The 14,208-nt window shown below is 44.3% G+C and carries 7 protein-coding genes; 1 reads left to right on the top strand and 6 read right to left on the bottom strand.

Annotated elements, in window-relative coordinates:
* Positions 1-37: 37 nt before the first annotated feature.
* The 6 genes from AC57BQ_RS21800 to AC57BQ_RS21775 form a co-directional block, all read right to left on the bottom strand.
* On the bottom strand, positions 38-1,810 hold the full coding sequence (locus AC57BQ_RS21800) for a RagB/SusD family nutrient uptake outer membrane protein (protein WP_496408264.1): 1,773 nt from the start codon (positions 1,808-1,810) through the stop codon (positions 38-40).
* A gap of 18 nt (positions 1,811-1,828) precedes the next feature.
* Positions 1,829-5,254, bottom strand: a complete 3,426-nt coding sequence (locus tag AC57BQ_RS21795; protein WP_496408263.1) for a TonB-dependent receptor — start codon at positions 5,252-5,254, stop codon at positions 1,829-1,831.
* 274 nt (positions 5,255-5,528) lie between these two features.
* Positions 5,529-6,665, bottom strand: coding sequence for a FecR family protein (locus tag AC57BQ_RS21790; RefSeq protein ID WP_496408262.1), 1,137 nt, complete (start codon positions 6,663-6,665; stop codon positions 5,529-5,531).
* 194 nt (positions 6,666-6,859) lie between these two features.
* Entirely contained in the window at positions 6,860-7,444 is a 585-nt protein-coding gene (locus AC57BQ_RS21785; RefSeq protein ID WP_496408261.1) for an RNA polymerase sigma factor, read from the bottom strand.
* A 289-nt stretch (positions 7,445-7,733) separates the two neighbouring features.
* Positions 7,734-8,936 (bottom strand): DUF2252 domain-containing protein, encoded by a 1,203-nt coding sequence (locus AC57BQ_RS21780; RefSeq protein WP_496408260.1) that lies wholly within the window; start codon positions 8,934-8,936, stop codon positions 7,734-7,736.
* A 63-nt stretch (positions 8,937-8,999) separates the two neighbouring features.
* Positions 9,000-9,662, bottom strand: a complete 663-nt coding sequence (locus AC57BQ_RS21775) for an MgtC/SapB family protein (protein WP_496408259.1) — start codon at positions 9,660-9,662, stop codon at positions 9,000-9,002.
* A gap of 218 nt (positions 9,663-9,880) precedes the next feature.
* On the opposite strand from AC57BQ_RS21775, the gene AC57BQ_RS21770 reads away from it, so the two are divergent.
* Entirely contained in the window at positions 9,881-13,894 is a 4,014-nt protein-coding gene (locus tag AC57BQ_RS21770) for a Pls/PosA family non-ribosomal peptide synthetase (protein ID WP_496408258.1), read from the top strand.
* The last annotated feature ends 314 nt before the right edge of the window (positions 13,895-14,208 follow it).

The raw sequence follows: 14,208 nt of genomic DNA, 5'->3' as shown, positions 1-14,208 counted from the left end.
ATGCCGGTACTCACTCCGGCGATAGCAGGATCTTTAATTACCAACCCGGGTTTTGTTTGATTTTAGGATTTACGGTAGTTTCCTGTAAAGAAATAGGTAACAGATAGTCACGGCCAGGATTAAAGTTGTAACCATTTGCCATGCTGCTTACCTGTGCATAAGGCTGTATATAACCCTGTGCATTAACAAATAAATTTTGACCAATAACAATAGTTGGCAGAACGGTTAAAAATTGCTTTGCTATTGTTCCTAACGGCTGTTTATGAACAACAAGCGAAGGAGCGGCTGCCCAGCGACATATATCATCAAAGCGGTAACCTTCGCAGGCTAATTCAATTCGACGTTCCCTCCTAACTTCATTAATAACAGGAGAAAGGTCAGGAAACGACCATTTCGGGTCTGCTGTGATAGCACTGAGGTTTAAATGCGGCATCTTTACCCGGTCTCTTATTTTGTTAATCGTATTGTCTGCATCGGCCTGGGTTAGTAAGCCTAATTCGGCGCGCGCTTCTGCATAGATCAATAGAATTTCGGCATAACGCATGTAAATAACCCCGTCTGTACCTCCGGGACCGTTGTGGCTATCCTGGAAAAAGTCGGTATTGAGCCCTTTTCTGATCTGAAAACCCGTTGTACAATTGTCGCCCGCTATGAGTGCTGGATAAGTGAACAGCTTAATGGGAGTTGACCCCGGTACATTTGATATTACCGTATCGCCATATAAAAAAATGCTTTGTCTTAATCGTGGATCACGGTTTTTAACAATATGGGCCAATGAATCATCGCCTTTGTACTGGGAGCTTACGCTGATAGGCTTGCCATCGTTACACAGATAGTCATCAACCAGGTTCTTTGATATACCGGTAGCTTCCGATCCATCAGAACCAAACTGATAATAGTTTTGCCAGTAAGTAGTAATGCCAGCCTGTTGGTTATAGGCTCCCCAAAACATGATCTCCTTGCTGCCGGTATAATCTGTTTGATTAAATAAATTGAAATAGCCATTGGATATACCCACATTGTCCAGCTGATATGTTCCTGAGGAAATAACCTGGTTGGCCGCATCGGCAGCCAATTGTAGGTATTTGCTGCCATTTTGCCCCGCAACACCAAATACATCGTTAGCATGATATTTTTCCCAGGTACCCTCAAACAAACAAACTCTTGCTTTAAATCCCTGGGCGTATTCCTTGTATAAACGTTGTGACTGGGCTTTGCTTTTTGCAGGCAAACTTGTGATAGCCCTATCCAGGTCGTTCACTATAGAATCAATAACTACATTGCGTGGCAACCGTGGTGCGTTTAACAGATCCTTATCGTCTATATTCAGGGGTTTATTAACCCAGGGCATATCGCCATAACTTTTAACCGCGTTATAATATAACATGGCCCTAAAAAAGTAAGCTTCGCCCAGATAAGGAGCAATGTCGCTTGTTGAGGCGCTTACTTTTTGATAATTAGCCAAAAAATAATTCACATTGCGAATGTTGCTCCAATCGGCATAGCCGCCGCTGCCGGCAACAGTCAACTCTCCGTTCAGCCGGCCGTTTTCTGATTGCGGAACCATATTGTCGCTATTTTCATCAACACTGTATATACCCAGACTACTGTATCCCCGGTAATGCGGAAAAATGCCGTCCTTACCATAAAGGTTGTTCATATAGTTCTGCAGGTCATTAACAGTATGCCAGTATGACGATTCGGTTAACTGGGTAGGTGGCGTTTGATTCAACAGGCCATCCTTTTTACAGGAAGCAATGGCAAACAAGCCAATCGCGAAGAATATATATATGATTTTTTTCGGTTTCATAACTCAAATTTTATATGATTATTTAATATTCATTTGTAAACCAAAAGAATAGACGCGTTGTAAAGGGTAGATCTTTTCGTCAGACTGTAGCAGTTCCGGATCTACATACTGGTGTTTAAAGGCGCCGGTAAATGTGAGGGCGTTATCAACACTGCCATATAATTTTAACCGGTAGACATGGAATTTTTGAGTAAGCCTATCCGGGAAAGTATAACCCAGTTGCACGTTCTTTAAACGCATATACGCAGTATTGAGCAGGTAGCCAGATTGTGCTATTTGGTTTTTACTGCTTCCATTATTGATATCCAATCTTGGGAAGTATCCGTTAGGATTAGTGGTCGACCACCTGTCATCCAATTTTGGAGTCACTGTGCTTTGATACTGCGAGGTCAATCCCCAGAAATAATTGTTGGTCGGCACATAATCGGCATGACCTTGTCCCTGAATAAACAGACTAAAATCTATCCCCTTCCAGGTTACACCGGTCGTGAAACCATATAAATATTTTGGTGTACTGTTACCAATAATGGTACGGTCACCAGGATCGCCAACGGTGTTGCTGCCGTAAGTGATCTTTCCATCACCATTAAGATCTGAATATTGGATATCTCCGGGCTTGTATCCACTCGCGTTGATGGCGTTTTGGTTTGGTGCGCTGTTAACCTGGTCCTGTGTCTGAAACTTTCCAACGGTTTTAAAGCCCCAGATAGCGCCCAGTTGTTCGCCTACATAAGGTTGGTTGATGAATTTTTGCGCATTAGCATCGTATTTGGTGATCTTGCCTGAATAATGACTGATGTTTGCACGCGCCATTACACCTACGGAGCCAAACTGATGTTTCCATGAGGCGGTCAGATCCCAGCCTTTGGTGCTTGAGGAAGCATTATTAACTGTAGGTGGCGCAATACCTAATGGGCCCGGGTAAGTGCTTGAAGGGGCAAACTGATCGGTTATTTTTTTATTATACCAGTCGGCAGTAATGCTAAAATCAGTCAGGAAATCAACATCGACACCAATGTCAAGCATAGATGGTTTTGCCCAGGTTAATGTAGGACTTATTAAGCTGCCCGGATTAGAAACATAAGGTAAACGGCCACCGCTGCCTGGGTTAAATATCCATTGACTATTGGTTGCCGGGTTGGTTTGTAAATTGCTTAAGTATGGATAATAAACTGGTGTTGAAGCATTCAGGAAATAAGAGATATCTCCCAAGCCACCATAGGATGCTCTGAATTTCAGATTGTTGATCCATTTTTCAAGTGGTTTAAAAAAATCCTCTTTCGAAATGTTCCACCCTACAGATCCGGAGCTGAATAAATGATAACGCGTATTTTGCGGGAATAAGGAAGTACCCATATAACTGGCGTTGCCTTCAATCAGGTACTTTTCTTTGTAGTTATAGTTTATCCTGCCTATGGTGCTATTGGTGGCCCAGCTATAGCCTCCGCCATCTGTTGTTGATGGGGTTGTACCACTCGTAAGCGCCAACGATGGCTGATTGGTGCTATAGAGATATTGATTATAGCCGCTCAGGTTTGAATAGGTTTTTTGCTCTGTTTGTTCACCTACCAATATTTTAAAGTAATGACCCCCTATTTGCTTTTCATAACTGGTAAAAACATTGTAGTTATAATAGCTGGTTAACCCATAATTTTCATTGATGGATGATATGGTATTGCTTAACGTTTGCGGATTATTAGGTGTAGAATAGTAATAAGGCAAAACAGTTGATGTAATGTTATAGGTATTATAATCATAGCTATAGTGACCGGTGATATCCCAGCCGGTAATTGGCTTAATCGTGATATCGCCACTTATACGGCTATTGTTGGTACGGCTATTATTTGTGCCGCCTTGCTGTAGTTGTGGTATGTATGAATTGGAATCATATCCCCCGTTTGGATCAATCAAAGCAATAATTGGCCAGATCCTGGCTACCTGGTGAAAAAAGTTATAACCGGTATTGGCGCCACCATTATAAGGGTAGTGATCATTCTCCTGAGAAAAGGATGTTTTTAAGCTAAAAGTTACATACTTGTTGAGATCAGCGGTTACATTCGCCCTGATATTATTGCGCAGATAGCTGTCATCGGCGTAATTAAACAAACCATTTTTTTTGGTCGATCCCAATCCAATAAAATAGGTTATTTTATCGCTGCCTCCATCAATGCTCAGGTTATGTTGCTGGCTGGGCGCCCATCTTTTAATATAAGTTTTAAACCAGTCGTTATTGGCATTTCCGAATACCGGATCATAAGTCGCCCAGTTATTACTGCCAGGTACCGGGATAGTAGTAGGAGTATGTACAGGGTCGGCTATGTAAGCTTTGATCCTTTTTATGGCATCATCAGTTATCAGCGGCGGTAAACCGGCGTTGGCATAGGCCTTGTTATAGGTGTTTGCCCAAACCAATGAATTAGACATTACCGGCTGATTCAGTGGTTGTGCATAAGAGAAGTTATTGGAATAACTTAAGCGGGCCGCCTGGTTCTTTTTACCCTGTTTGGTAGTGATCAATAATACACCATTTGGAGCCCTTGAACCATAAACAGCCGATGAGGCTGCATCTTTGAGCAAACTAATACTTTCTATGTCATTAACATTGATGGAGTTAATATCTGTTTCCACACCATCAACCAGGATCAATGGGCTTGCTAACTGGCCGCCATAACCGGTAAAACCACGTACGTTGATGCTTTTTTTAGCGTCGGGAGAACCGCCGCCATAATTGGTGGTTACATTTAAGTTGGCCATCATACCCTGTAAGGCATCGCCTACATTGGTTACCGGTCTGTTTTGCAGGTCCTTGCCTTTTATCTGGTCAACCGCGCCGGTAAGGTCTACTTTTTTCTGCGTGCCAAAACCAACCACAACCACTTCATTCAGGTCGCTTTTTCCCGGTATTAATTGAACGTTGATATCAGTGCGGCCATTAATAGCAACTTCCTGGGTCTCGTAACCAACAAAGCTAAAAACAAGTGTACCGCTGGCATCAGGTAAGGATAATGCATAATTACCTTTGCTATCGGTAGCCATGGATATAGACGATGCTTTCAGCTTAACGGTTACGCCGGGTAAGGGCAGGCCGTTTTCGTCATTTACCTGGCCCTTAACCATTACATTGACAACCTGTACTGCCGACGCCTGTACGTTCCTTTTTTGAACTACTATGGTTTTATCAACAATGGTATAAGTTAAAGGCTGACCCTTAAAGCACTCGGTAAGCGCCTGTTGTAAAGTGGCATGATCTAATGAAATATCAATGTTGTGCGTACTGCGCAATACTTCGTCTTCGTACCAAATAATATATTTGGTTTGCTTTTGTATGGCAGTAAAAACCTTTTTTATAGAGATGTTTTTTTCTGAAAGCGTTACTTGCTGCGCATATCCCGTAGCCGATGCCTGTAAGCAGGCCAGTGTCATAAAAAAAACTACAAATTTCATAACCATGAAAATTTTAGTGAGCGGCCTCTGCTTAAAAAACAAAGGCTTAAAAAGAGTATAAAAATTCATACTTTAGGAGTTAGGTTAACTGAATAGATTATCTGAAACTGGATTTTTTATCCCGACAAAATCGGGAAGGGGTTAACCAAATATTACCCGGCGGTGTTGGTAGCACTGCCGGTTTTTTTCTGGTAGCCGCATGGTGGGGTTGGGGTATCTTTATGCCATATCTGTTGTTGTTTAGGGTGATTAAATCAATTAAGTTTAATAAGGTTTAGGGGCTTACTATTAGTTTTTTGCCGGCCATCTTAAAATGGATCTTATTTAATTCCAGCACTTTTAATAAAACCGACAGGTTTGATTCGCGGGAAATACCACCGGTAAATAAGCGGCCTGGCATATCGCCCTGGTACTCCACATCTATATCATACCACCGCGATACCCGCCGCATAATGGTTTTGATATCTTCATTTACAAATAAGGTTTGCCCGTTTTTCCAGGCCATAACCGCGTTGATATCCGCATCATCTGTAATGGATAGTTTTCCATCGGTTGTAAGCTGTGCCTGCTGTCCGGGTTTTAACATGCCGGTCATTTTATTTTTTATAATTTTCACCGATCCTTCCAGCAGTGTGGTTTTAACTGAGGCCTCATCACTGTAAGCCATAATGTTAAAGTGGGTGCCTAAAACCTGTACTTCTTCCTGCCCGTTCACATTAATTTTAAAGGGCATGGCTTTATTTTTTGCTACTTCAAAATAAGCTTCGCCGGTAATGGTTACCCTGCGCTCGGCTCCGGAAAAAGCAATGGGATAGGTGATGGAGGATGAAGCATTGAGCCATACTTTGGTACCGTCGGCCAGTTGCAGATCATACTTGCCGCCCCGTGGCGTTGTCATGGTATTATATATGGGTGCAGCGGTGCTGGTTGTTGTTGTATTATAAGCGACATGTCCGTTTGCCGATTTCACAATCCTGGTATTACCCTGGTGCGCAAGCAGACCATTCCGGGCCGAGTCTAAAACTATGTGCGAACCATCGCCAAGGGTTAATATGGCTTTATTGCCACCTGGTTGTACATCAATTTGCTTTGGTTTATGGATAGTTGTTAATGCCGCGGGTTTAGGCCTGTTGATTTTAAGAAAATATATCCCGGGCAAAATAAACAGGAGTATAGCCGCCGCCAGTTTTACCCAGCCTAATACCCCGTGCTTAGACTTTTTTCCGGGTAACGATTGATGATCAAAGATGCGGTCAAGGATCAGTTGCTGCCGGTAACCTGGTAATACTCGTTCTTCGGCCTCCTGATTTAGAGTATCTCCAAGTACTTCTTTTACCTGTGGCGCGTTTAACGGATCATTGATATAATCAAAAAGCTCATGAGTTTCCTCCGCTGAAGCTTCTTTATTCATATACCGGGTAAGTAAATTTAGGAGCTGTTGGTTATTCATGTGATGGAAATGGATTATTTACGGGAAAGCAGATCGCGTATTTAGCCCTTTATATACACTGACACACAGCAAAGCCGGCAGGGTGAGTTGAAATGATAATATTTTTGATTTTTATTTTAAATTGCTGAAAATCAATAAATAAAATATTGATCGGGCTATTTAAAAAGCAAATAGAACAGGATAAGGGTATTGATCTGGATAAAATAAGTTCTGATGAATTTAAGGGCCAGTTTCATATGCGTATGAACTGTTGACGATGAGATATTTAAACGCCCGGCCACTTCGCTGTACTTTAAACCTTCCTGGTAGCATAAAGTATAAATGAGTTTTTGCTGTGGTGTAAGGCAGCTGATGGCATGGTTAAGCGAATGTTCCAGGTCGCGATGAAGAACCGCCTCTTCGGTATTATTTACCTCCTCTGTCATTTGTTTGCTTAGCTCAAAAGCGATCAGGTTTTCATGAGCAATGCGTCTTAATACATTGTACGCGTAATTCCGGGTCATGCGGTTGATGTAGGCTCCAAAATTCTCAATCTCCGGCAGATTTTGGCGGTTAATCCAGATCTTCAGAAAAATCTCCTGTAAGATCTCTTCGGCCAACTCTTCAGATCGGGTAAGCTTTAAAGCAAAGGGGTACACTGTTTTGGAGTAATGCTCAAAAAGAATAGTGAACGACTTTTGATCGCCGGTGGCTACCTGGTGCAAAAACATTCGTTCTGTATCTATTGATCTATTTTGCAATGCGTTATAAAAAACAGGGTTATCAATGTTGGTTTACATTCGTGGAGTGAATGTATTTCAAAAAGATATAATTTGCCTGTTTTAACACCCCGCAAACGTTTGTTTGGAATTGGAGGCTTTTAATGAAATATAAATAAGGATTGTCGGTCAAATGCGATAAAAAAGGCTTTTTGATCGACACTATTTTCAGAAAGGAATGATCCTGAAAATCGCGGTGGGATGCAGCAATAATTGTTTACGCAAACGCTTGCGTAAACAATTATGAATAAAGGACCTAATTAAGGTGTGTTTATTGGGTTTTGATGGATTTATAACCAGCCATGTATTGTTTATAATCTTTTTTAACCTGGTTGGCATAGTTTTTTGCATAGCTGAGGAGTGGTTTTTGCCAGGTATTTTCGTGGGCAAAAGCAGTCAGCTCATCATTAATGGCCGAGCCTTGTATGCCGCAGCTCCGTAATTGTGCCGAGGCCGTTAAGGTGGCCATATCCAGTAACACACACTGCATATCCTTCAGGTTGCCCGCCAACAGATCCAGATTGATCCTATCGGCAAAGGGTTGCATTTCCTGTAACACATAAGTATCTTCTTTAAACACCGTAGTACTCAGCAATGCGGGTGATATATTCTGCATGCGGTATTTGGTGGTGATGATGCGTTCGGCATCCGAGGCCCATTGGGGTTGGCGGATTGGGTTATAGGGGGCAAGGGATGATCGCGCACCTTGTTTAAGGTCCATCAATAAAAAATCGCCTTTGATTTTGGTGTTCTGCAATAAGAACATATAACGTTTTAAGCCAATGCTCCCCGTGCCGGCCACCCTAAACGCGGCATCTTTAACCTTGTAATTATTGGGCCAGGCGCCGGTTTCGGCCAGTACGCTGCTCAGGTGCTTTATCAGTTCGGCTTTTAGGGGCGCCTTGATGTCAAAATGGGTTTGGTCGTTTATTTTAATGCGCAGTTGCTTATGTACCGGGGCGGCTATTTTTTTGATAATATCCTTTTCCTTCCGTTTTTTAACCTTGATTAAAAAATCGCTTACAATGCCGCCAGCTGTTCTGGGATCAATATAATAGGCCTTGCCCGATTGCAGTACTTCGGTATATTTCTTTAAAAAAAGCTTCACCATTCCGTCGGCTTCGGCTTTGTTTAGATTCAGGGTATCAAAAGCCACATAAATACTGGTGAGTACCCGGGCCAGTTCCCAGTTTAAAGGGGCCAGCATCGATTCGTCAAAATCATTCAGGTCAAAATAAACCAGGCGGTTGTTCCCTTTAAAACTGCCGAAATTTTCCAGGTGCAGGTCGCCGCAGATCCATACTGGTGGCGAAACCGGGAAGTCTTTAACCCGGGCCAGGTCTTCATAAAACAAATGGCACGTCCCCCTGAAAAAACGGAAGGGGCTTTCGGTCATGGCCTTATATTTTAGTTGGACTTTGTCGGGCAGCAGCGGTGCATTAAATTTTTTAATTCTTTCAATAATAGTATCCATGTTGTACTGAATTTAAAATATAGAAATATAATGCAGGGAGTATGAAAGGCTTTTTAAGGAAGATTACCACTCAAAGGATTGAACAATGGCCTGGTCCAGCAGCCATTCATTAAACAGTTCCAATTGTTTGCCCTTGCCGGATACCAGCACTTGCAGGATCACCTGCTCGCCGGAGCGTAATAATTTGGAATTGGTAACCTGCAAGTTTAAGGTTTTGATCTGCTGTTGAATAGCGCCCGAAGGATATTTGTCCTTAAATGTGATCTTATAATCACGGTGTTGAAAGCGGAAATCTATCTGGAACTGGATAAAATCAAGCGCGTAAAGTATAAATAAAGCTAATACCAATGATACTCCCGCCAGTAGATATTCGCCAATACCTATTAACATGCCTATGGAGGCGGCTATCCAGATAGAAGCGGCGGTGGTGATGCCCGAAACGCTCACATTGTTGCGGAATATAACCCCGGCCCCTAAAAAGCCCACGCCAGTGATAATGTTGGCAGCTATGCGGTCGCGGTTGGAGTCGACACCTAAAATATAGGAGCAAATGGTGAATACCGTTGAGCCAAAACAGATGAGCGCCAGCGTACGGAACCCGGCCGACTTACCCCTGATCTCCCGCTCAAACCCCAGGATACTGCCAGCTATGACGGATAAAATTATTTTTAATACCTCATCGCCATTGATCGTGTGGGAGATATTGATAATTGAACTAAGCAACATTTTAGGTTTAACATTAAATATTTTTCGAATAGCAGGTTTAGTAAATATAAATAAAAAAAAGCGCCGTATTAAACGTTTATATCTAAACAAAGTCATATATCCGTCTGTTGAAGACGCGGATGAAATATTAATAATATACTATTGTTAAATCATGTGTTATTAAATTCTTCAAACCGACATTTTTAATACATTTGGTTGGCAAAGTTTGCATTACCAATTTGCAGACAAAAACTACCAGCGGCCTAACCATGATGATGATAGCCAAGAGCTTACTAAAAGGGACTGAACGACCTGACTTTATTAAACACGAAACCATTGCCGACATTTTCAGAGCGTCGGCATCAAAATACGCCCATAACACCGCGCTCATTTTTGGCGACAGGGAACTGAATTATGCCCAGCTTGATTCCTGGAGTAATTATATCGCGGCCTTTATTGCTGCAAAAGGTATTGGCAAAGGCCATTCCATAGGGGTATGGCAATCCCGCGGGCTCGAGCTGCAAGCCGTTATCCTGGGTATTGTAAAATCGGGCGCCGCCTACGTTCCGCTTGACCGGGAAATGCCCGAGGAAAGGCTACAGATCGTATTACAAGAAATTGGAGCTGCCGCCTGTTTCAGCGATGCCCAGCCCGCGCTGGACTGCCCGGTTTTTGCCGTTCCGGAATTTCGGGAGCAATACGAAGACTATACTTTACCTGTTGGTCCGGATGCGGACGACCGGGCCTATGTGTTATACACTTCGGGCAGTACGGGTAAACCCAAAGGCATTCCCATCCTCCACAAGCATATCTGCCACCTCATTCGTTCGGAGCAAAGCGTACTGGAGATCACCCCGCAGGATAAAGTTTACCAGGGTTTCTCGGTATCATTTGATATGTGGTGCGAGGAAACCTGGATAAGCCTGTTTGCCGGGGCCACTTTATGGATAGCCGATGCCACCACGGCAAAGTCTATCGATGAGCTCAGCGATATTTTAAGACAACAGCAAATTACCATACTGCACGCCGTACCCAGCCTGTTGGCGGTGATGGATGATGATATACCCTCCCTGCGCCTTATTAACGCGGGCGGCGAGGCTTGTACCCCTGCTGTTTTAAACCGCTGGAGCAAGCCCGGTAAAAACATATTTTACAACAGTTACGGCCCTACCGAAACAACGGTAACCACCACCATGGTGCCGCTGATACCAGGCGATGCCATTACCATTGGCGGGCCGCTGCCCAACTATGATCTGGCCGTAGTTGACGATAAATTTAACCTGCTGCCAACCGGGCAACAGGGCGAATTGATCATCTCGGGCCCGGGTGTGAGCGAAGGCTATGTGAACCGGCCGGAATTGACCCGCGAAAAATTTCTGGATAAACCGGTAACCTTAATGGAACTGGCCGGCGATCGTATTTATCTGAGTGGCGATGCCGTGGTGATGCAGCCCGATGGCCGCATTGATTTTCATGGCCGCCTGGACGACCAGGTTAAATTGCGCGGATACCGGATAGAGCTGGGCGAAATTGAATCAAGATTGAACCAGCTCGAAGAAGTGGCCACAGCAGCGGTTGCCCTCAAAAAAGACTCGACAGGTCAGGATCAGCTGGTAGGATATGTGACACTGAAACCTGGGCAGGCATTTGATCAGCAACATAGCCGCAGCCGGCTTTCAGAAGTTTTACCTCCTTATATGGTGCCGCTGGTGGTTATACAGATGGACAAATTCCCCCGGCTGTCAAGCGGCAAGATCGACCGCAAATCACTCCCGGTACCCGAGGCCTTACAAAACGTGCCGCAACAAGAGGAGATCCATATTAGTCCCGATGACCCCCTGGCGGTAAAAGTAATGGCCGGATTGAATCACCTTTTCCCCGGCAGGGATATCACGCCCGAATCAGACTTTTTTACTGATCTGGGTGGGCATTCCTTGCTCGCAGCCACATTTTCGTCATGGTTACGGAAAGAAGCCGGGATCCAGCACGCGTCGTTAAAAGATATTTACACCAATCGTCCGGTAAAAAACCTTATCAATACCTGGGAGCTTGCTGAAAAGAAAGCCCGGGAAAAGAAAACAGTAGACAAAGAGATCTTTCATAAGATCCCCTCTTTGCGTTATTTGCTTTGCGGTTTGGCGCAGGCCATCTCCCTGTTATTTATATATGGGCTGTTCGCTGTTCAAATATTTGTGCCCTATCTGGGCTACTATTATGTGGTGAGCAAAACCGAATCGGGACAGGATAATTCTGGTATCGGTCTTGTAGTGGCCTTACTGCTCTATTGTCTGATACCCCCTTTTTTATCCTTCATGGGCATCGCGGCCAAATGGATATTGCTGGGTAAGGTTAAAGAAGGCGACCATCCTTTGTGGGGCTCTTATTATTTCCGCTACTGGTTGGTAAACAGGTTAACACAACTGGCTCCCGCCCAGTTTATGAACGGCACACCGCTTTACCCTTTATACCTGCGTATGCTGGGCACCCGCGTAGCCAAAGACGCGCAAATAAGCGCGGTTACCATAGGCGCCAACGATCTGCTGGAAATTGGCAGCGATGTAAGCCTGAGCTCGGGCGTGGTACTGGATAACGTATCGGTCGAAAACGGATTGATCAAATTCCGCAAGATCAGTATAGGCGCTCACGCTTATATCGGCAGCGGTGCGGTGTTGTCGGGCGATACGGTGGTAGAAGACTGGGGCGAACTGCAGGACCTGAGTCATTTGCAGAGCGGTCAAACTATCAAAGCTTACGAGGTATGGAAAGGCAGCCCGGCAGAAAAGGTGCATCAAATGCAACCCGAAGAACTGCCGTTGCCGCTTAAATCACCTTTCCTCAAAATCAAGACTTACGGTTTTCTATATACGCTGCTGCTCATTATTTTTCCGGCGGTTGTTTTGGTGCCTTTGCTCCCTGTCATCAGGCTGTTGAATTACCTGGATCTGCAAACCGGCGATTATGATTTTAGTTATTTTATCCACGTACCAGCGCTTACCCTGGTATATATTTTGTTGTACGCGTTTGAAACCGTGCTGTTATCGCGCCTGCTTTTGTGGAACATCAAACCCGGAACATACCCGGTTTTCAGCAGTACCTATGTCCGCAAATGGCTTTCTGATCAATTGATATCCGTCGCGCTCATTGTATTGCACCCGATATATGCCACGGTTTTTGTTTCCTTTTTCTTTAGGATGCTGGGCTCAAAAATTGGTAAAAATACCGAGATCTCCACAGCCAGTAACGTTACCCATACGATGCTCGAAATAGGCAACGAATCGTTTATCGCGGATGCCGTTACCCTGGGCGAAGAGGATATCCGTGCCCAACGGCTCATCTTGAAAAAGACCACCATTGGCAACAGCAGCTTTGTGGGCAACAGCGCATTAATTCCCCAGGGATATGAACTGGGCGACAATATGCTGATAGGTGTACTATCGGTGCCGCCAACTCTTGAGCAGCAGCAGGACAGCCCCCGTGGCGACTGGTTTGGTTCGCCGGCTATCGCTTTGCCGCGTCGACAGGATAGCGGTACTTACCCGGCATCGCTTACTACTACGCCTTCCTGGTCAAGAAAACTGTCCCGCGGCCTGATCGAATCCATCCGCATCCTGCTGCCCGAAACCGTGATCATTTGCTGTAGCGTACTGTTCATCGCGTACTGTCACGACCTGATCAAAGAGCGGACCGTTTCAGAGATCGTTGAAGAATTACCAAAAATTCCGTTTTATTACCTTTTTTACATGGGGCTGCCTGCATTCTTTATCTCCCTGGCTTTAAAATGGGTGGTGATAGGCAGGTTTAAAAAAGAGCAAAACCCCATGTGGACGCACCGCGTTTGGAGAAGTGAAGCCATTACTACAACCTACGAAGCCCTGGCTGTACCATTTATGCTGGAGTTTTTAAAAGGAACGCCATTTTTACCCTGGGCCCTGCGCTTGTTTGGCGTGAAGATTGGGAGGCGGGTATGGCTCAATACTACTGATATTACGGAGTATGATATGGTGTCTATCGGCGATGATACCGCTTTAAACGAAGATTGTGGTCCGCAGACCCACTTATTTGAAGACCGGGTAATGAAAGTAGGCAGCATCAAAATAGGAGCCCGCTGCAGCATAGGTGCCCGCAGTATTATTTTGTACGACAGTGAAATAGGCGACGACGTAAAACTGGAACCTTTATCGCTGGTGATGAAAGGTGAAACCCTGGCCTCCGAAACCGAATGGACCGGCAGCCCGATTAGAGCGCTGGGGTAAGTCTGAAGTCTTGAGTCTTAAGTTTTAACTCATGACTTCCGGCTTAAGACTTCGGACTCCCGACTTAAATCCGTATATTTGTATACATACAACGGCCTGGTTTTCCTGTAAAAAGGAGAACCGGGCCGTTTGCGTAAGGGATAAAAAAGCCCCAAAACAGGGTGGTTTTTATGTAGTTATTTGAAAATCAGTAATTTAATACTTTTTAAGCCTTTCAAAACACATCGAAAATTTGTTAAAAAGTGTTAAAATGGGGTTAAAGCTGAGTTAAAATGGCCAAAAGCAAGCCTTTTTATGCTGTTTTCGACTAAAAA

It is taken from the genome of Mucilaginibacter sp. BGA-UO-ETr-C110, assembly GCF_059567985.1.
The sequence above is the reverse complement of the archived record's forward strand: the minus strand, read 5'-3'. Positions and strand labels throughout refer to the sequence as shown.

Bases quoted from the DNA above. Each gene is read 5' to 3' on its own strand.
- AC57BQ_RS21780 (WP_496408260.1), bottom strand. From the start codon at position 8,936: ATGGATACTATTATTGAAAGAATTAAAAAATTTAATGCACCGCTGCTG.
- AC57BQ_RS21775 (WP_496408259.1), bottom strand. From the start codon at position 9,662: ATGTTGCTTAGTTCAATTATCAATATCTCCCACACGATCAATGGCGAT.
- AC57BQ_RS21790 (WP_496408262.1), bottom strand. From the start codon at position 6,665: ATGAATAAAGAAGCTTCAGCGGAGGAAACTCATGAGCTTTTTGATTAT.
- AC57BQ_RS21795 (WP_496408263.1), bottom strand. From the start codon at position 5,254: ATGAAATTTGTAGTTTTTTTTATGACACTGGCCTGCTTACAGGCATCG.
- AC57BQ_RS21800 (WP_496408264.1), bottom strand. From the start codon at position 1,810: ATGAAACCGAAAAAAATCATATATATATTCTTCGCGATTGGCTTGTTT.